We start from the raw sequence: 19198 nt of genomic DNA on the forward strand, positions 1-19198 counted from the left end.
AAGACAGGGGTGGCGCGCGCGCGACTGCAATATGACTGACCGCCCCTGTCGAAAGGGACGGTCAAAGGCCGAGTCGCTATTTTGCAGTGCCGACGGCTGGGGCCTTTGTCGGTTTTCGGATCACTAAAAAGTAGAAGAAAACCAGCGTGAGCACGACAAAGAATAGGCTATCGGGATTGGTAAAGAAGGTCGTTGGGTCGCCGTTCGACAGCGCTAGAGAGCGGCGCAGGAACTCCTCCAGATTCGGCCCGAGAATATAGCCCAGCAACATGGTGATCACCGGAAAGCCATTGCGGCGCAGGTAGAAGGCCAAGACCCCCATGGCCAGTGCCATAAACATCTGAAAGGTCGAATAGGTGGAAACATAGCTGCCCACCACGGCCAGAAGCGCGATCACGGCGTAAAGCACATCCTTGCGCACCGTGACGATCTTGATGAAATAGGGCCCGATCAACCACAGCGTCAGTGGGATCAACACCACGGCACTGAACAGTAGCGCGGCCAGCATCGGGGCAATAAGCCCGGCCTGATCCGCCATCAGCTGTGGCCCGGGCTGGATGCCGTTGATCACTAGAACGCCGAGCATGATGGCGGTGATCGGATCGCCGGGAATTCCGAAGGTGAGCATCGGCACCATGGCCCCGCCGCAGACCGCATTGTTGGCGCTTTCGGACGCGGCAATGCCCTTGGGGTTGCCCTTGCCAAAGGTCTCGGGCTCGCTCGAGGTGCGGACGGTTTCGGTATAGGCGAGGAACGACCCCATCGAGCCACCTGCGCCCGGCAGGGTGCCGACGAAATAGCCAATCAGACTGGATTTGACGTAGCAACCAAAGCCGATTTTGCGAATGTCTGACAATGGGGGCAGAAAATCCCGTCGGCGGATCTTGACCTTGTCCGCTGCGGCTGCGGCGGCGGCACCGATATCGGCCCGCGTGACTGCTTGGGTCAGCACTTCGGCGATGGCAAAGGTGCCGATGATCACCGGCATCAAGTCGATCCCGGCGGTCAGGCTGGAATAGCCATAGGTGAAGCGGGTGATCGGCTCCATTGCGTCAAGCCCAACCGTAGCGAGCATCAGACCGATGCAAGCAGCAAGCCCTGCCTGCGGAATGCGCCCGCGCTGAGCGATCACCACGACGATGATCGCAAAGGCCAGCAGCGAAAACTTGCCCGTGGTTTTTACCAAAAGCGACAGTTCGGCCACGAAAGGGGCGAGCGCAATCAGCAATAGCGCCCCGATTGCGCCGCCGATCATCGAGCCCAATGCGGCATGGCCAAGCGCCAGCGCGCCTTTGCCCTGCTGTTGCATGGGATAGCCGTCAAGCGCGGTCATCATGGAGGACGGCGCGCCGGGAATGTTGATCGTAGTGGCGGTAATTGACCCACCACACATGCCGGCCATATAGATGCTGGCACAGGCCATCAGCGCGGTCTCAACGCTGAGCGTGTAGGTCAAGGGCAGCAAGAGCGCCATCGCCAGTGTCGCGGTCAAGCCCGGAATGGCGGCAAAGATCGTGCCGATCACGAAGCCGAGGATCACATACGTAAAGTTGACCGGGTCGGCCAGCAGGGAAAAACTGCTGAAAACGAGGAAGATGAAGTCCATGGTTTAACCCCACAGGGTCGGGAGGCGAACCCCGAACAATTGCTGGAACATGACAAAGGCGACCCCGACGATTGCCGCTGATATGATGGCCTTTAGGACCAGTTTCTCGAAGGGCGAAAACAACAGGATCAGCGCAAAGACAAAAAGGCCGGATGAAACGAAGTAACCCAACGGCTTGAATGCCACGATGTAGAAGAAGATCGCCACCACCACCCAGACATGGGTGTAGCTGCGCTTCTGATCGGCTGGTGCGGTCTCTGGCTCGGCCCGCAGCGCCTGCACGATCAGGAGGCTGCAAAAGACAATCGCTGCTGCGCCCACAAGAATCGGAAAGAAAGCAGGTGTCAGCCCGCCGTCGCTAATCGGCGCGCCTATGTTCAGGGCCGTAACCAGATAACCAATGGACACTGCAAGAGTGACGTACAGAAATACCAATTGCCTATTAATGAGCATCGTCTTCTCCAAGGATGGGTGTGAGGGGTCGCCCGCACAAGCCGGCTTTCGGTGCGGTGGGGTGCATTGCCCCGCGTGCCGGTGGCTTCGACTTCGACTTCGAATGAGGTAAAACAGCGGTTGGCCAGCGGTCACGTCGTATCGCTGGCCGCGCCGAAACCATGTCTCCAACCCGTCGAGCCGGAGACATGGGGGCATGAGGGTTACAGGTTCAGTTCGTCCATCAGCGTGAACGTCTTGGTCTGCAATTCGTCGATCCAACCGACAACTTCATCCGAGCCCAACCAATCGGCGGTCACCCCAATTTGCGCCAGCCAGTCTTTGAACTCGGGACTGTCGTAGGCAGCCTTGAAGGTGGCCTCCAAGGTTTCGACCGCCTCATCGGGGGTGTTGGCCGGAGCCGCGAGCACGATGAAGCTGCCGGTTTGCAGGTCGTGGCCTTTGGATTTCAAGGTCGGCACATCGGTGTAGGTGGCGTTCTGCACCGAAGTTAGCTCCACCACGCCCTTGGCATCGCCCGAGGCCAGGATGCCGCTGAAGTCGCCAAGGCTCGAAATGGCCGCATCCAACTCACCCGAAAGCAGCGCTTCGGCTTCGGCGCTGGACGAGCCCGCATAGGTGATGACGTTGAAATCCACGTCGAGCAGTTTTTCCAGCTGCATTGCCGAGAGATACGGACCAGAGCCCTTGGGGGCCACGCCGACCCGCACTTGGCCAGGGTTTTCCTTGGCGCGGGAGATCAGGTCCTCGTAGCTTTCGATGCCCGAATGCTTGGAGACGACAATGGCGTCGGCCTCAGAGGTGATGCGGGCGATCGGCTTCATCTTGTCCAGCGAATAGCCCGGCACCATCTCGCCGCGGGGCAGGGTGATGATGCTGTCATAGGTCAGCACGCCGACCGTGTGTCCATCAGGGCGCGCGTTGGTCATCTGGATCAGCCCGGTGGCGGTGACTGCGCCGGCGATGTTTTCCACATAGATGGATTTGGGCAAGTCCTGCTCGGCGATGTTGCTGATCTTGCGCGAGATCGCGTCAGCGCCGCCCCCAGCAGGCCATGGCACGATCAGACGGATATCACGGGCCGGGAACTCCGCCGCCGCGACGGTTGTACCCAGAACGGCTGCGCCAAGCGCAATACCAAATGTGGCTTTCAAGCTTTTGTAAAACATAGATCTGTTCCTCCTCTACAGATGTCGTGGGCCAGACGGAGTCTGGCGTCATGCGTGCGCCGACTGGTCCGGAAAAGCTGCGCTTTGCCGGCTCGGCATTCTGACTGTTGGTCAGCATTGTCGTTGGTGGGCTGCGCCATGGGGCCAGATAGATCGGCTATCGCATGGCTACCGGTTCTGGTGGCGGTGCAGGCACGACGTGCACCAGTCCCGTCTTTGTCTTGCGCTCGGAAACACGAAAGCTGTGCCTCCGATACGGTCGATGCGATCCTCCCCTTTCGCCTTGGCCTATTGCTTCACCGGGTGTCTGCCCATGGGGCCGTGGCCGTTGAAGCTTTAGTCACATTATGCAGTGATATTTTACAAATCAACACAAATATGCCTGATAAACCGTCCTAATTCACCTATTTATGTGCAATATTTGTTCGGAATAAATACACATACTGCCAAATTCATTTATAAATGGTCGTAAATCTCTATTCAGACGGCGCGTTCCGCATAAGGTGTAAAGTCACTCCCCAAAAGTTCGGATCAGCCCGCCGACATAGGGACGGCGGGCTGTCTGTGCGCCTTCTTTGTCAATCTGCCCTAAGATCGGCAGGCAGCAGCGCCTCCGGCAAGTTTTGGTAACAGACAGGACGCAGGAACCGCCGAATCGACAGGGTGCCGACAGATGTCGCGCCAAAGTTGGTCGAGGCCGGATAAGGTCCGCCATGGACCATCGTGTCCGCCACTTCGACACCGGTGGGGAAGCCATTGGCAAGCACCCGTCCGGCCATCTGCTCAAGCACAGGCAGAAGCGTGCGCGCCAGATCGATGTCACCGTCGTCCATTTGCAGCGTCGTCGTCAGCTGACCTTTGAAATTGGCGGCCACCGCCTGCATCTGCTCGGCGTCCTTGACCCGGATCACCAGACCCAGCGGGCCAAACACCTCTTCCGCCAGCTCTTCGTTGGTCATCCAATCTTCGGCCGAAACATCGAACAGATAGGGCGCAGCGGATCGGCCCTCGCAGGTACTGGTCAGCAGCGATTTCACGCCAGCCCCTTCGGACACGCGTCGCGCGCCGTCACGGTAAGCATCGGCCATGCCATCGGTCAGCATGGTTTGGGCGGCCACAGCTTTCAGACCTTCGCTGGCAGCGTTCACGAAGGCATCCGCTTCTGGCCCGTCTACCACGATCGCGATGCCGGGATTGGTGCAGAATTGGCCCGCGCCCATGGTCAGGCTCGCGGCCCAGCCGGTGCCCAGGTCGGCGCCCCGCGCGGCTGCAGCCTTCGGCAGTACGAACATCGGATTGACACTGCCCAACTCGCCAAAGAACGGGATCGGCTCGGGGCGTTTAGCGCAAAGGTCAAACAGCGCGCGCCCGCCGCCAAGGCTGCCGGTAAAGCCAACGGCCTTGATCCGAGGATCGGTCACAAGCGTCTCACCCACCGCGCGACTGCCGCCTTGCACGAAGCTGAAGATGCCGCCGTCCATGTCAAGTTTGGCCAGCGCCGCAACGATGGCATCGCCGACAATCTCGCCGGTACCGGGGTGCGCACCATGGCCTTTGACCACGACTGGACAGCCCGCTGCCAGCGCCGCAGCGGTGTCGCCACCAGCGGTGGAGAAAGCGAGAGGGAAGTTCGAAGCGCCAAACACGGCAACCGGGCCGATGGGGCGTTGCATCATCCGCAGATCAGGGCGCGGCAGCGGCTGGCGATCCGGCAGGGCGGTGTCGTGGCGGCGGTCGAGGTAGGCACCATCCCGAATATGAGTTGCGAACAAACGCAGCTGACCAGTGGTGCGGCCGCGCTCGCCCTCAAGCCGCGCATCGGGCAGGCCGGTTTCAGCGGCGCCGATCTCTGTGATCTGAGCGCCACGGGCGTCGATCTCATCGGCGATGGTTTCCAGCAGCACGGCCCGCTCTTCGCGTGAGGTGGCTGCGAATTCAGGGAAGGCAGCATGTGCGGCAGCACAGGCCTCTGCGACCAGCTCGGGCGAACCGGCCGAGTATTCGAAGGCCGCGCCGCTGGCCGGTGCGGAGGAGAATTTGGCTTCAGCGCTCACGCGCTTGCCAGCAATCAGATGGTCGCCATGTGGTGTGAATGTCATATTTATCGTCCTGCCTTTTTACGCCATGCGTTGAATTTCACGATGCTATCGTCGTCGGTACCGGGGTAGAGGCCGATGATCCCCGCGCCATCATTGACCTGCTCGAGAACAAAATCCTCATAGGCTTCCATTTCGCTGCATTCGTCCGCGATTTCATCTGCGAGATGCGCCGGGATAACCATGACACCGTCGCCATCACCCAGCATCACATCGCCAGGAAAGACTGCTGCATCACCGCAAGAGATCGGAACATTGATATCGATCGCCTCGTGCAGGGTCAGGTTCGTAGGGGCGGAAGGCCGCGCAAAATAGGCGGGCATATCCAGCGCGCCAATGCCAGCCGCGTCGCGCACGCCGCCATCGGATACCACACCTGCAACACCGCGGTGCTGCAGCCGTGTAATAAGGATCGAACCAGCTGTTGCAGCGCGGCAATCCTTACGCGCGTCCATCACCAGCACATGCCCCTCGGGGCAAGTCTCTACGGCGACACGCTGTTTGTGGTCACGATTGCGGAATACGGTGATTGGGTTGCGATCCTCGCGCGCCGGGATGTAGCGCAGCGTAAAAGCCTGCCCCACCATGGTCACTGCCTTGCGCTCTACCGGCGTGACGCCCTGTACGAACTGATTGCGCAATCCCCGCTTGTAAAGCGCGGTAGCCACAGAGGCTGTCGAGACCTTGCGTAATTTGTCGCGGGTTTCGTCAGACAGGTTGTATTCGTTCATTACTTCTTCCCCTGGTGTAGAGTTTTGCACTTCGAGAAAAATAGGGCTTTGTAGATATTTCCTTCCCTTTGCAGCGATACCGCTCAGGGTCCGGAACTTTCGAAGATCTCTAGCCTGCTCCTCCCGAAGCCTTAGGCAAAGAGCTATACCCGCGCGACATATGTGTCAATATTTGTAATACTAATTTGTCCAAAATACGTAGTTAATCCCGACATATGCCGCAAAAAATATTACTAATAATTACATAATGGCTGGGGAGAGCAGCAGCTCAAGCTGCATTTTGCCTTACTCCGATACGAATAAAACTACCTCACTGTCGCCATCGGAACCGTCGCTACGGCTTTCGTGATCAGGTTTCAGGCATGTGAGGCGAAAAGTGGGCGACGCCCTTGTACTTCCGAGACTGACTAAATGATGATTGGGAAATAGTCGGTTGCCGGATGTGGAAGTCTAGCGTTCTGAGCCGGATTGGTCCTGCGCCGGTTGGAATCTGCGATAATTTTTGACTGCTCGGGAACGAGGAAGCGGACATCGTTTGTTACTGCAGCGAAGGACCGCTCTGCGCCCGTCATAAAATCATTCGCGTGCGATTCCGAGCTGACTTTCACGGTGTCAGATTGCACTGCTGTGCAGCTTCACAAAACCCGCAAACCCTCATCATAAATGAGGGGGCGTCGGGGGCAGGTCAGGTCCAGCTCGGAGCATACGATGCATTGAGCGGCATTGTCTTGGTTGTACTGCCGGATGGATATGCCGCTTTTCGACAGGTCAAGAACGGCGCTTTGGACCGACATCCATTGCAGCAAGCTTAGTCTTAACAAACAATCCGGTAGAGTTCGTTCACAAGGTCTTGTTCTCTAAACGGTTTGCTGATGATGGATGCTCCATTGTAGGCACTTCCCAAATCTGACCTATCCTGACCGCTTAGAATTAGAAACGGGACTGACAGCTCAGAGAGCTGCAACGCTATGGCATCGGTCGTCTCATGACCGAGATTCACATCAAGTAGTGCGGCGTCTGGGATTTCACGCATAGCTTCCAGCGCATTCGCCACGGACGTGAACGGCCCGCTCACTGTCGCGCCTCGAGTCTCAAGGATATCTGCGATGTCCAGACCGATGATTGGATCATCTTCAATAACCAATATCCTTTGGCCCGAGAAAGAGACACCCCCGAGGCCTTGCTCTCGCGTCCTCGTAGCTGCAGGCGTAGGTTTGTCCGACGTTTCCCGTTGAAAGCTGTCTTTGATGACGATGTCACATATCAAACCTTGAGGTGCGAAATCGAGCTTTACAGTGCCTTCATCCCGCAGGGAATTTTGCAGGATTGTTGAGCCGATGCCAGTGCTGCGTTCAGCAGCAACAGTTGGTCCATCAGACTCTGCCCATCTGATATGACACTCGCGTCCGACACTGGTGATGGATACTGAAACCTTGCCTGCCGCGACCGAGAGCGCCCCGTGTTTCAACGCATTTGTCAGCAGCTCGTGAAAGATCATAGCTAGGGCCTCGGATGCCTCACCCGAGAACCAGACGCTTGTGTTGCCAGTCACAGAAATACGGGTTTGCCAGTCGGCGAACACATCCATCTGCATTTTCAATATTTCGGACAGGCTTGAGCGCTCGGCCTCTTTAGCGATCAGGACTTTATTTGAACGGGAAAGGGCCGCCAAACGCTCTACCAGTGTGTTTGCGAACTGCTCAACAGTATCATTCTTCTTTGACGTTTGACGGATCATGGCGTTCATGATCGTAAAGGTGTTCGAAACGCGGTGGTTGAGCTCGTTTGATAGCAGTCTGAGGCGATCCTCGTTCTGCTTTGTCTCGGTAATATCGATGACATGGCCAATAAACTTGGTGATCTCGCCTTTATCCGAAAACTTTGGCATCCCCTTTGCGCTGATCCAGCGATCCACGCCGTCCGCGCGCTGTATGCGCGTCTCAAAGGACCATGATTTCCGATCATTCAGGGACGCGGTCAACAGGGCGTTTACCCGCTCCCGGTCTTCTTCTACGACATGCTTAAGGAAGATCTCTGCGCTCCAATGAGGAAGCAGACTGTCATATCCAAATATCCGGTCATGTCGCAAATTTCGCAGTGCCGTGCCCGTTACGGCGTCCAACTCCCAAATTCCGATTTCAGACGTTGCAAGCAGAAGGTCCAGGTGCTCGCCTGAATTATCCAAAAGGGCAGGGTTATCCTTCAACGTGGCCTCCTGACGGATCACGCTTCACACAGAAGGCAGCTCACACAGAAGGCAGCGCTCAATTCACCCATCACGATTACCTTGGCTCAACTGTGAGCCGGAAGCGAGCGCCTTGGCAACTACGTCGCCGAGATGACTGTCCGCGAACGGCTTTGCGAGGCGTGCTGCCATGTAACGATAGGACCCCTCCGGCAATTCGCCGTAGCCAGTGCAAAGGATAATGGGTAGGTCCGGTTTGTGCGCCGCAATCCTCTCTGAAAGCTGAACGCCGGTCATTCCGGGCATGCCTTGGTCCGTGATGACAAGGTCGATATCCGAATTTTCCGCAAGAATAGAGAGCGCATCATCACCGTTCGTAGCATCCAAAACATCATGTCCCATATCCTCGAGTATGGCGACCGTTCCCATCAGAACAAGACAGTCATCGTCGACGACAAGTATCCGAAGATCCCTATCAAGAGGGGAGGGGGCAGACTGGTGCGATGGCTCTTGCTCGTTCACGATAATTGCTTCTTTGCTCAAACTCGGAAGCACGATTTCCGCGGTCGTACCTTGGCCCGGAGCGCTTTTAAGCCTAAATGCTCCGCCAGACTGTTTGGCAAGGCCGTGAACCATGCTCAAACCAAGCCCCGTACCTTTGCCCACGCCTTTTGTCGTGAAAAAAGGCTCGGTGGCTTGGGATAGGGTCTGGGCATCCATTCCCGGTCCGTCGTCGATAACCGAAATGGACAAATAGTCTCCGTCAAGCAAATCCGCTGGTGCGTCGTTTTCCAGCTTCTTGACATTCACTGATAGCTGGCCTTGGCCGTCAAGTGCATCTCGTGCGTTCACTGCGAGGTTCAGTATCGCCATCTCCAGCTGACCCATATCGACCATAGCCGCAGGCAGATCAGGTGCGAAGTTGTACGATATCTCGATCCCGGGTCCAACAGAGCTGCGCAGAAGCTGGTCCATGTCTTGAATGCTTTGTAGGTCTACAGCCTTAGGCGCAAGTTCCTGTTTCTTTGCGAAGGCAAGCATATGCTGAACGAGCCGCTTCCCGCGATCCGCACCTGCGAGCGCATTTTGCAGCAGGGCATTTGCTTGATCGCTCTCATTGCTCGCATGTTTTTGCAAGAGGTGCAGGCTAGACTGGATGGCGGCAAGTAAGTTGTTGAAATCGTGCGCGACGCCTCCGGTAAGCTGTCCCAAAGTCTCGATCTTGCGGGATTGCGCCAGCGCCTCTTCGGTCTGCCTAAGCTGTTCTTCCTGCCTGCGACGCTCGTCGACATTGCGTCCTGTTGCAAATATCACCCCGCCATTAACAACAGCGGTCCACCCGTACCAATGCCGATTGCCCTGCGTGTCTACTATCCTGATTTCAGAATGATCGACTTTCCCGGTTTCCGACAACCCAGCGAAAAGGTCGTGCGCGTAAGCCTTGTCCTCTTCGGCAATGAGCGTGTCAAACAGCATACCCTTTAGATCGGCTGGCGCATATCCCAGCTGTCTCTCCCAAGCGTCACTTGCCTCAAGATAGCGGCCTTCAAGGGAAAGGATAAGGTGAAGATCAGGCGACGCGGACCACAGCTTGCTGCGCTCGGCGCGGCGGAGTTCCAGCTCGGCTTCCCGCGCCATTTCCTCGGTGATGTCTCGTGCGGTGGCATAGATTTTGCCATCGTTAGGCACTGAAACCCACGACAGCCAGCGATAGCCGCCGTTCCGGTGGCGGTACCGGTTGACGAAACGAAGAACAGGCTGGTTGTTCTTGCAAGCCTCGAACGCTTGAAGCGTGTCTTCAAGATCATCGGGGTGAACAAGATCTGGGAAGGGGGTAGATGCAAGATCTTGTTGCGTCCAGCCCAAGACCGCTGTCATCGCCGGGTTACACTGCTCGAAGATTCCAAGGTGATTTGAGACGACTTGGATGTCCGGGGAAACGTCCCACGTCTTGGCTCTAGCGCCTAGCTCAGCCTTGATCTTATTTTCCAGCTCAACCGCACGTTCTTTCAAACGCAGCTCGTTCTGTTCGCGTTCGGTGACGTCAAAAAACAACAAACCGAAGCGATTTTCGCTGACGGGGAATGCGCGAATATCGTAGGTGCGCCCGAGCTCTGAAACAGGGCCAACAAAAGTTTGAGGCTGCTGAACGATCGCGACCCGAGCGAACCCTTCAAGCCAATGTTTTTCTACACCGGGAATAACCTCTGTGACGAGCTTTCCCGCAATGCCCTGCGAACTCAGCCCTGTAAGCTGCGACCACGCTTCGTTCACATGGAGGTACCGCCAATTGACCTCATTGTCGCTTTCGTGAACGACTTCAGCAATCACCAACCCCTCGTGAAGCCGATTAAATACGGAAGGCCAATCTACATCGGACAGATGTTCCTGCCGACGCTCCGAACGGAGGTTGCTCATGGTGGTCTTACCTTCCCTGTCCCAAGTCTGTACGTCGCTCTGGCGGCACCGATTAGGCAAAAATAGAATGAGAAGCCTGTGTGACAACCCACTGGGAATAAAAAAAGGTACTGAAATCTAGGTCGGTGCCTGTAGCCGTAAGGCACCCCTAGCTTTGTCGACATTTTGGTTGGAATTTTATCAACGCACTAGCCAGACTGTCCCCAATCTTTAAAGCTGCGGACCCGAGATTTTACTGGTTTGGATCTCCGAAAAAGGGGGCAAGGGCCGAGAAGTCAGTAAGACGGGACGTGCCGTTGTAAACAGGGTTCAATGCGCTCAGCGATGCCGAGGTCCCCATCGTGTGGTAATGGGCAGAGCCATGGGCGTGTTGGCCACGGGTGGCGGTATAATTGATCCCCTCGACCCCGCGGGTAATCGGGTAATGTAGAAGGACGCCGTATTCTGACGCAGGCCGGAGGGGGAGCGAAAGGTGATGCGCGCCACCATTGTAGCGCAGGCCGGTGCGCCACTTCACCAATGGTACTTTGGTTTGGTTCATGGGCGGCGTTGCGCCGTGCGGGGTAGAAAGTTTCTTGGCGAGCGCTGCAAGAGGAAGGCAGATCGGGGGCAGGTGGCGCGGTTGCTTCAGCGCATCGCGTTGAAGCAACCGCGCCAGCGGGCCGGCGGTGTAACTCCCAAAAAGGCGCTCGCGCATGCCGCCCATCAGCATCGTATTGGGCAGGGGGAATTTTTCGCGGAAACGTCGCGGCATCAGGGCCGAGCTGTATGCAAAGGGATCTTTCCGTGGGTCGTCATAGTGGTCAAAAGATTCCCCAAGCGGGCGGGGGCCCGCCATATGTTCGGCGATCGGGCGGTCAGCATACATGTCGAGCATGCTGGCGATTAAGGCCTGCGCGCCTTTGCGATCCATGTCGTCGATGAGCGTCGCAAGAGAGCGCTGCGGGTAGCCGCGCCAGACCAGTCGTTCATCCACATCAATGCTCAGGCACCATCTGCCCTCTGAGAGCCCATCTAGAAGGGTCCCGCGCCAGGCGCGTTTATCCTTTGCATAGGTGGAACCCTCTTGGGGCGCAAAGACGGTGACATCGGGTTCGCGCGCAAGGATATCGGGGGTTTCATCGGTTGAACGGTCGTCCACTACGACGAACTGCATGTCCCCCATGGCGCGATAGTGCGCGAAGAGATCGGGGAGCAGATGTGCCTCGTTATGGATTAGAAACAGGCAGAGAATGCGTTTATCGAAAGATAGAGGGCCGCTGACATGGTTTAGGTATTCCTGCCACGGAGCTGTCATATCGTGTCTCTTTCCAAAAAAGCACCCAATATAACATTTTTCAAGGATAGCTACTGCACAATGAAAACTTAGGCACCAAACAGCTGACTTCGTAAACTGTTTCGATATCCAATGGAACACCTTCGTGTCCCTAAACACAGTCTCTGCATCTGTGCTGCCGGAGGTTCAACTATGTGGCTGAGGCTGACCGTCGGAAGGTACATCGTTATGAAAAAAGAACTTGCTGGCGGGATAGCCGTAAGCTGAAAAATGCGCGATGCAGGGTTGGTAGGAGAGCGGGCCGGGTATTGCGCCCTCTGCTGCGCGGTCTGTTCAGCCCAAGGTAACCCCTCGCAATACGCTATGATTAAACCAGCCTGACAGGTCGTAACTCTCACCGCTGCACCCTCAATCGGACACGTATGGACCCTTGCCATCGATGTGGTTACATATAGCAATGTTGCTTGATATCTTGACGGCAAAGCCGCTGCTGCACGATCAAAATTATTTGTGGGCACAGCGTCGATAATATTTGCGTCGCGTCGACGGTATGGATGATGATTGGATCACAGTAATGATTGATATGACTAAGGCCGCAGATCAGGCGATGGTTGTGGATAGTCGCGCCCGCGCATGCACCGATGCGGCACGCGTTCACGAGAACCTCCAGTCAAGCGGGAACGCATAAGATGTGGCCGTCCTATGTGATTAACCTTGCTGACAACACCGCCCGTCTTGACGCGGTCACTAAAATTATGACCGCACAGGGCATTGCCTTCGAGCGGGTCGAAGGCGTGAACGGCTGGGCCTTGACCGAGGCCGAGATTGCCCGAACCTACGACGCCATGCGCAATGCCAAAGAGGGCCGTCATCCGTTGGTGCCGGCTGAAATCGGGTGTTACCTGTCGCATATAGCGGCGTGGCAGCGCATTGCAGACGGTGACGCCGCAGGCGGATTTATCTTTGAAGATGATTTCGACGCAACATCGCAGCTCGGGCCCGTTTTAAGGGCGCTGAGCGTCGACACAGCTGGCGACTGGGATATGACCAAACTGTTCACGCTGGATAAAGATGTGGAGCTTTGTGGCCCACGGTCATTGCTTGATGATGTCTTGATCGGCACGCCCTACCGTGTGCCAACCTGTCTGATAGGTTATGCGCTCACCAAAAGCGCGGCTGCGCGTTTGGTTGCCCAAGCCTTGCCGTTTTTCCGTCCCGTAGATGAAGACCAAAAATTCGTCTGGGAAACCGGGCTGCGGGTCGCTTTGGTTTTGCCGCCGCCTGTGGTTCTTGGGGATCAGCAGACCGTTACCGGAACAGTCGGACGGGCGCGGCGCACAGCGCGTCGCGGCGGTTTCGTTCAATTTCTGCACCGCGCACGTTACGCGCTGAGGTATCGCCTTGCTTTGGCGCGGCATAGACGGCGCGAAGGATGGCGCACGTGACCGCGGCCAAGACCAGGGAGCCACGGGTTCTCCACATTCACTTTGGCAAAGAAGGTGGCGCCGAACGGTTCTTTGTGAACCTAGCCCATGCCTTTGCCGAGCGCGGCGTCGAGCAGCGTTTTATTATCCGGCCTAACCGCAGTTGGGAGCCAGAGATATCCCCGCTTGGTCCGGTGATACGCAATAATTTCAGCCGCATCTCGCCGATGTCGCTTGTCGCGCATTATCAAGCTGACCGTTGGGTGAAAAGTTGGAAGCCAGACGCGGTAATGGCATGGATGCCACGGGCGGGCCGGCTTTTGCACAGCTGGCCTGATACTGTAAAGCTCGCTCGGATGGGTGACTTTCCGCAAAACCTCAAGCATTTTGGCAAATGCGACCTGCTTGTCGGTAATCTGCCCGGCATTGCAACGCGGTGTCGGGATCTTGGCTGGACCAAGCCTGTGCTGACAATCTCAAACTTTGCACGGGACATTACGCCGGTCGCGATTGACCGCGCCAGCCTGAACACGCCCGAGGACGCTTTTGTCGTGGCTGCAAGCGGACGCTTTGTGCCGCGCAAGGGGTTTGATGTGCTGATACGGGCTGTGGCCAAGCTGCCTGGGGCTCATCTATGGTTGCTGGGCGACGGTCGGGAACGCGGCAACCTTGAGGCGTTAGCGCGCGAGCTTGGCATGGCAGAGAGGGTTCATTTTACCGGCTGGGTATCCGAGCCATTTCACGTCGTGGCTGCCGCCGATGCTTTCGTTATGCCCTCGCGCCATGAACCGCTTGGCAACACTCTTTTGGAGGCCTGGAAAGTCGGCGTGCCAACCGTTGCCACCCGGTCCGAAGGGCCGGATTGGTATATGCGGGATGGCATTGACGGTATCGTAACCGAAATCGATGATCACGACGCGATTGCGGCAGGTTTGGCGCGCATCCGCGATGATAAAACGCTCGCTGCGACTTTTGTTGCTGGCGCCCGTGAGCGTCTGGACCAGTATTTTAGCAAATCCGCCATTGTGGACGCCTATCTAAAAGTCTTCTCTGGCGACTTCAGCGGTTAGCTTGATGCGCGCGCTTGTCATCAATCTTGCCCGTGAAACGCAACGGTTGGCATTTCAGCGCGCCCAGGCTGAACGGCTGGGTTTAGGGCTTGATGTGGTGCCCGCGATAGGCGTGGCGCAGCTGCCAAGCCTTGCGAATGATCTGGATTGGAGCCGCTGGCAAAGACCTTTACGAGATGTCGAAAAAGCGTGCCTTTTGTCGCATCGGTCTGCGTGGCAGCGGGTTGTCGCAGCGGGCGAGCCGGTCCTCATCCTGGAGGATGACGCGTGGCTTATGCCTTCTGTCGCCCCGTTTCTTGCCCAAGCCAGCCAGATTACGGGCATAGAACACCTGAGCCTTGAAACACGCGGCCGTAAAAAGCTGTTGGGGGCCGCGCACCCGCAGATGCCAGACCTGCGGCGGCTGTGGCTCGACCGAAGCGGGGCCGCCGCTTATGTCCTTTGGCCCGAAGGGGCGCGTAAGCTTCTTGAGCGGTCGGCGAAAGTGCCGGCGCTCGCAGACGCCGTGATCGTAGAGACCCCCCAGCTCAAGCGCTGGCAGTCCGCCCCCGCACAAGCCATCCAAATCGATATGGCGTCACGGTATGGGCTCACGCCTCCTATTCCGGTGAGCAGCGCAATTTCTAGCGTGGCGCGGCCGTTGCAGGGCGGAACCCGTCATCGTTTTAGGCGATATATGCGGCAGTTGGTGATGGGGGCTGTCATGCTGCGCCCGGGCACTGAACGCATTGAGCTTTGGCCGCAGGTAGATGGTTAGACGCTGCCAAGCTGCGTAAGGGCCGGTGCGAAGCCATGATGCGGCCACAAGTCCGAGCGCACCGATGCGCATAATCCCTACGCGTCATCGGTACCTCGAACTCACAGCACCTTCGATGAAGTGCTCAGCCTTGTAAGCCAGGGCGCCAAAGATTTGGTCCTTTGATCCTGAGCTGCGAAAAATTCTGCATTTTTAATACAGTTCGCGAGGAGCTCTTTGGTCACGCCGATGCGATCATACCGTCTGGCGCGATCTGCATCGTACCAACCGAACTTTTGTTGCTGGTCTACGATGAGGAGACATCGATGTATGGCCTGAAGCGCTGCGAACCTGAAGAAAACGGATCTATTTTGCTGTTTCAAAACGCCGGTTTGCTCCAGAAGTTCGACCGATTTGTCCGCTGTAAACGGCCAGAATTCGTCGGCGACAAGGAAGACAGCATCCTCCATCCCAATTCTGCGGCCGTAATCCTCCCAGTCGAACCATATGATCCTACCGTCATCTGAAACGGCTGCGTTTCCTGGTCGGGCGTCCCATTTCACAAATTCTACGGGCAAGCCTAGAATGCTATGTGCGAGCGCGTTTTCATCAATTTCGGGGGCAGGGGCATCTAGGGCTTGTCCAAGACGCCGCGGTCCGGATGCAAAGCGCATCGCCCACGCAGGATTGGTCGCAATCGAGGGGGTCTCGCGCAAGAAGTCCTTTTGAATAGTCCGCTTTATACGCATCAGACTTTCGATTGCCGCAACAGCAAGGTCATCTCTGTCAGCGCCCGACCGTCGCAACAATGCACTTGTCAGACGTCTGCTGCCCACATCGCTTTGAAATGTCCAGCCGTCGTGTACACCGAGCAAAGCTGGAACGTCCGCCTCGGCCTGTGAAAGATATTCTAGAATACGAATTTCTCTTAGCCGGCGTTTTGGGTCAGCGCGCCATGACGCGATGATCTGTTGGTCGTGAAAATGTATCCGGACGCTCGCCCTTTCCCGCCCTCCGGGGGCGGTTATTTTTTCTATGGGTTTGCCAAAAAAAGCTTCTGCTGCCTGTGCGGCATGATCTGCCGACGGGCGCTTTGGTTTGGGGTTTTTGTTTGGATGGTCTGGCGTATTCACGTGATATTCAACCTGTACGGGTGGCGCTGTGTAATGAATCAAGCTAGGAACGAAAAGGATAACCTGCCGGCATCTACCTCTTTTTGATTACAGCGGGAGTGTTTCATTGCTATTGTGTATGAAATAGAAACGTTTCTTCTTTTGCCTTAAAAGTATCACAATTCTATGATGGTGCATTATTTCAGTTTAAAATCAACGTATTAGAGATAAAAGTCCTTTTTGCGCATCGTTTGGCTTGGCCCGCTGATTTCATGGCTCTTGCGCGCTTTTTCCTGCACGCTATAGATTAGTTTAGTTCTCTACACCCCAGTTTTTCAAATTCGCAGTCATGCTGCAAAGTCACACCTAGTATTTTTAGGTTCAAAGGATGCTCATCAAATGACCGATATCCGAGGTAATGATCAAGACAACGTCATCAACGGCACTTCTAATGGTGACACCATCAACGCCAAAGACGGTGATGATACCGTCTTCGGTATGGCGGGAAATGACGATATCGATGGTGATGATGGCAATGACGTTATTTACGGCGGTGATGGCGATGACACCATCGACGGCGGCAAGGGGCAAGACACTGTTTACGGCGGCGCCGGCAACGATAAGATAACCGGAGGTTCCGGCAGCGGCTCCGGCAGCGGATCTGGCAGCAGTGCTGGGGATAAGCTCTATGGCGAAGCGGGCGATGATACCATTTACGGCAGCAAGGGTGATGACCGTCTAGCAGGCGGTGATGGTGACGATTACATCAAGGCCGGTTCCGGAGATGACGTTGTTCTGGGGGGTAACGGGAACGACACCCTCTACGGTCAAAAGGGTGACGACAGCATTTCCGGCGGTAAAGGCGATGACCTGATCTACGGCGGATCGGGCGATGATGTCATCCGCGGAAACGATGGCGATGACACCATTAGCGGTGGATCCGGCGACGACATTATCTGCGGCGATGACGGTGACGATGTTATCTTCGGCGGCTCTGGCAACGACAGCCTGTACGGCGGCGCGGGAGAGGACCTCATGTTTGGCGGGAAAGGCGGCTCTGGTTCCGGTTATGGCTCCGGTGGCGGGGGCGACTCCTTTTACGTCGGTCGGCAGGGCGGTGGTACCGACACCGTGTATGGTGGTGCTCCTGGGAGCAAGTATTTAAGCGGTGGTACAGGTGGCAGCGGCGGAAGCAAGAACCCTCCGTACGGGTCTGCGAGCGGACAAGACATAAACGACATCCTTTATGTCGAGGGTCCAGTGACGGTCACGCTCCAAAGCGGAGAGACCTTCACTTTGACTCCTGGTCAAATGCGCCAGATCGTAAACAAGCATGACGACATCGACGATGATCTTCAGGATGGTGGCGTTGTTCTCTTGGATGATGGCACGCGCGTAGTATTTGACGACATCGGTAAAATTGCTTCCGTTGAGGATGCCAGCCCGCCCCCTAAAGTCATCTGCTTTACCCCCGGCACGTTGATCGCAACGGACCGTGGTCAGGTGCGCGTAGAAGACATTCGCGAAGGTGATCGCCTGATTACCCGTGACAGCGGCTTGCAACCCGTTTGTTGGGTAGGATCGAAAGCCCTTTCTGCGCAGCACCTGCAAGGCCACCCCGAGCTGCGCCCTGTTCTGATTCAGGCCGGTTCAATCGCGCCCAACATCCCAGAAGTCGATATGCTGGTGTCGCCGAACCACAGAATGCTCATGACCGGCAGTTCCGTTCAGATGATCATGTCGGAAACCGAAGTTCTAATCGCTGCGAAACATATGACTGGAAAAGCCGGCATTACGACGGTCGAGGCGTATACTGGCGTGAATTACATTCACATCATGTGCGAACAACACCAAGTGATCCTGGCCAATGGCGCGTGGACTGAAAGCTTCCAGCCCGGCGAATATTCATTAGAAGGGCTGTACGACGCCCAGAGAAATGAGATCTTTACCCTATTCCCCGAATTGCACTCTGTCGAAGGGGTGCAAAAATTCCAATCAGCGCGGACGGTTGCCAAAAGGTTTGAAGCCCAACTTCTCATGTAAGAAGCGGGCGGGCCACTCTGACGGCGGTGACTTATCCGTCCCGTCGTCAGAGCGGCGTGCCTATGTGGTCTATCCCGCGCGGGGTGCCAGAAGGATTAATCCTGCACCAAGAACGCACAAGCCCGCGCCAGCAACGTCCCAAAGATCCGGCCGCTGCTCCTCCACAACCCACATCCACACAAGCGATGCCGCGATATAGATGCCGCCATAGGCCGCAAACGCCCGACCGGCGAAACCGGCCTCTACCATCGCCAGCAAGCCCGTAAATACCGCCAGACATAGCAGCCCCGGCACCAGCCACAGCGGCGACGCACCACGCCACCACGCCCAGACCGCAAAACACCCCGCGATCTCGGCCAAGGCCGCAAGCGGATAGAGCAGGGCGGCAGGCATCATGCGGCGGCCCCGTGGTCAGCAAGGCATTCCTCGTGATCGCGCAGCACCTCGAGAATGCGACAGTCGGCCACCCGATCCGCATTGCACGCACCAATCATTCGCTGCAATTCAACGCGGAGCGCCTCGAGCCGCACAAGCCGCGCCTCGACTTCGCGGAGCTGCCTTCGGGCGATAGCATCGACCTCAGCGCAAGAACGATCGGGCGAGTCTGACAGGCCCAGGAGCTCTCGGATCGCTTCAAGCGGAAAGCCAAGCTGGCGGGAATGGCGGATGAAGGCGAGGCGGTCCAACTGGGTATTTTCGTACCGCCGCTGCCCGCCTTCGGTGCGACCGGGTTCAGGCATAAGGCCAATCTGTTCGTAGTAGCGGATCGTTTGCACCTTGGTGCCGGTGCGCTTTGCCAATGTTCCAATGGCGAGCATGTATGATCTCCTTTATCCTACAGTCGTTGTAGGTTTTGGAGGCGTTTCGCGCAAGCCTGTA

15 protein-coding genes are annotated in these 19198 nt (G+C 56.8%); 4 read left to right on the top strand and 11 right to left on the bottom strand.

Annotated features, from left to right (window positions below; genetic code table 11):
• Window positions 1-76: 76 nt before the first annotated feature.
• The 8 genes from E5180_RS03145 to E5180_RS03180 all read right to left on the bottom strand — a co-directional run bounded on the left by E5180_RS03145 (window position 77) and on the right by E5180_RS03180 (window position 11955).
• Window positions 77-1606 carry a tripartite tricarboxylate transporter permease gene (locus E5180_RS03145; RefSeq protein ID WP_138923118.1) on the bottom strand — a complete coding sequence of 510 codons (1530 nt, stop codon included), beginning with the start codon at window positions 1604-1606 and terminating at the stop codon, window positions 77-79.
• Between the two features lie 3 nt (window positions 1607-1609).
• Entirely contained in the window at window positions 1610-2071 is a 462-nt protein-coding gene (locus E5180_RS03150; protein WP_254700520.1) for a tripartite tricarboxylate transporter TctB family protein, read from the bottom strand.
• Between the two features lie 191 nt (window positions 2072-2262).
• On the bottom strand, window positions 2263-3228 hold the full coding sequence (locus tag E5180_RS03155) for a Bug family tripartite tricarboxylate transporter substrate binding protein (protein WP_138923119.1): 966 nt from the start codon (window positions 3226-3228) through the stop codon (window positions 2263-2265).
• 578 nt (window positions 3229-3806) lie between these two features.
• Complete coding sequence (locus E5180_RS03160; RefSeq protein WP_138923120.1) at window positions 3807-5327, bottom strand: aldehyde dehydrogenase (NADP(+)); 1521 nt, start codon at window positions 5325-5327, stop codon at window positions 3807-3809.
• Window positions 5328-5329: 2 nt separating this feature from the next.
• The gene (locus E5180_RS03165) at window positions 5330-6055 is read right to left on the bottom strand and encodes a ribonuclease activity regulator RraA (protein WP_138923121.1); all 726 of its coding nucleotides are present in this window, start codon (window positions 6053-6055) and stop codon (window positions 5330-5332) included.
• Window positions 6056-6869: 814 nt separating this feature from the next.
• Window positions 6870-8261, bottom strand: a complete 1392-nt coding sequence (locus E5180_RS03170; RefSeq protein WP_171048889.1) for an HWE histidine kinase domain-containing protein — start codon at window positions 8259-8261, stop codon at window positions 6870-6872.
• A gap of 63 nt (window positions 8262-8324) precedes the next feature.
• Window positions 8325-10658: a hybrid sensor histidine kinase/response regulator gene (locus E5180_RS03175; protein ID WP_138923123.1), complete on the bottom strand. Its 2334-nt coding sequence runs from the start codon at window positions 10656-10658 to the stop codon at window positions 8325-8327.
• 232 nt (window positions 10659-10890) lie between these two features.
• The gene (locus E5180_RS03180; RefSeq protein ID WP_138923124.1) at window positions 10891-11955 is read right to left on the bottom strand and encodes a glycosyltransferase family 2 protein; all 1065 of its coding nucleotides are present in this window, start codon (window positions 11953-11955) and stop codon (window positions 10891-10893) included.
• Window positions 11956-12623: 668 nt separating this feature from the next.
• Here E5180_RS03180 and E5180_RS03185 point away from each other — a divergent pair.
• The 3 genes from E5180_RS03185 to E5180_RS03195 are packed head-to-tail and all read left to right on the top strand — an operon-like array spanning window position 12624 to window position 15185.
• The gene (locus tag E5180_RS03185; RefSeq protein ID WP_138923125.1) at window positions 12624-13379 is read left to right on the top strand and encodes a glycosyltransferase family 25 protein; all 756 of its coding nucleotides are present in this window, start codon (window positions 12624-12626) and stop codon (window positions 13377-13379) included.
• The gene (locus E5180_RS03190) at window positions 13376-14428 is read left to right on the top strand and encodes a glycosyltransferase (protein ID WP_206338725.1); all 1053 of its coding nucleotides are present in this window, start codon (window positions 13376-13378) and stop codon (window positions 14426-14428) included. The genes E5180_RS03185 and E5180_RS03190 overlap by 4 nt, the downstream gene beginning before the upstream one ends.
• Window positions 14429-14432: 4 nt before the next feature.
• A complete protein-coding gene (locus E5180_RS03195) occupies window positions 14433-15185 on the top strand; it encodes a glycosyltransferase family 25 protein (RefSeq protein WP_138923127.1) in 753 nt (250 codons plus the stop codon).
• Between the two features lie 101 nt (window positions 15186-15286).
• Here E5180_RS03195 and E5180_RS03200 read toward each other — a convergent pair whose 3' ends face one another.
• A complete protein-coding gene (locus E5180_RS03200) occupies window positions 15287-16297 on the bottom strand; it encodes a hypothetical protein (RefSeq protein ID WP_138923128.1) in 1011 nt (336 codons plus the stop codon).
• A gap of 378 nt (window positions 16298-16675) precedes the next feature.
• On the opposite strand from E5180_RS03200, the gene E5180_RS03205 reads away from it, so the two are divergent.
• Entirely contained in the window at window positions 16676-18319 is a 1644-nt protein-coding gene (locus E5180_RS03205) for a Hint domain-containing protein (RefSeq protein WP_138923129.1), read from the top strand.
• A gap of 69 nt (window positions 18320-18388) precedes the next feature.
• Here the strand turns inward: E5180_RS03205 and E5180_RS03210 are convergent, their stop codons facing one another.
• Window positions 18389-18712: a YnfA family protein gene (locus tag E5180_RS03210; RefSeq protein WP_138925099.1), complete on the bottom strand. Its 324-nt coding sequence runs from the start codon at window positions 18710-18712 to the stop codon at window positions 18389-18391.
• Window positions 18712-19137 carry a MerR family transcriptional regulator gene (locus E5180_RS03215; RefSeq protein WP_138923130.1) on the bottom strand — a complete coding sequence of 142 codons (426 nt, stop codon included), beginning with the start codon at window positions 19135-19137 and terminating at the stop codon, window positions 18712-18714. The genes E5180_RS03210 and E5180_RS03215 overlap by 1 nt, the downstream gene beginning before the upstream one ends.
• Window positions 19138-19198 lie beyond the last annotated feature (61 nt).

The sequence above is a fragment of the Sulfitobacter sp. BSw21498 genome (genome assembly GCF_006064855.1).
Classification (GTDB): Bacteria; Pseudomonadota; Alphaproteobacteria; order Rhodobacterales; family Rhodobacteraceae; genus Sulfitobacter.

What these genes read in the sequence shown, in the direction of transcription:
- E5180_RS03145 (WP_138923118.1), bottom strand. Translation starts at nt 1,606, where the DNA reads ATGGACTTCATCTTCCTCGTTTTCAGCAGTTTTTCCCTGCTGGCCGAC.
- E5180_RS03155 (WP_138923119.1), bottom strand. Translation starts at nt 3,228, where the DNA reads ATGTTTTACAAAAGCTTGAAAGCCACATTTGGTATTGCGCTTGGCGCA.
- E5180_RS03160 (WP_138923120.1), bottom strand. Translation starts at nt 5,327, where the DNA reads ATGACATTCACACCACATGGCGACCATCTGATTGCTGGCAAGCGCGTG.
- E5180_RS03165 (WP_138923121.1), bottom strand. Translation starts at nt 6,055, where the DNA reads ATGAACGAATACAACCTGTCTGACGAAACCCGCGACAAATTACGCAAG.
- E5180_RS03175 (WP_138923123.1), bottom strand. Translation starts at nt 10,658, where the DNA reads ATGAGCAACCTCCGTTCGGAGCGTCGGCAGGAACATCTGTCCGATGTA.
- E5180_RS03180 (WP_138923124.1), bottom strand. Translation starts at nt 11,955, where the DNA reads ATGACAGCTCCGTGGCAGGAATACCTAAACCATGTCAGCGGCCCTCTA.
- E5180_RS03185 (WP_138923125.1), top strand. Translation starts at nt 12,624, where the DNA reads ATGTGGCCGTCCTATGTGATTAACCTTGCTGACAACACCGCCCGTCTT.
- E5180_RS03195 (WP_138923127.1), top strand. Translation starts at nt 14,433, where the DNA reads ATGCGCGCGCTTGTCATCAATCTTGCCCGTGAAACGCAACGGTTGGCA.
- E5180_RS03205 (WP_138923129.1), top strand. Translation starts at nt 16,676, where the DNA reads ATGACCGATATCCGAGGTAATGATCAAGACAACGTCATCAACGGCACT.
- E5180_RS03210 (WP_138925099.1), bottom strand. Translation starts at nt 18,712, where the DNA reads ATGCCTGCCGCCCTGCTCTATCCGCTTGCGGCCTTGGCCGAGATCGCG.
- E5180_RS03215 (WP_138923130.1), bottom strand. Translation starts at nt 19,137, where the DNA reads ATGCTCGCCATTGGAACATTGGCAAAGCGCACCGGCACCAAGGTGCAA.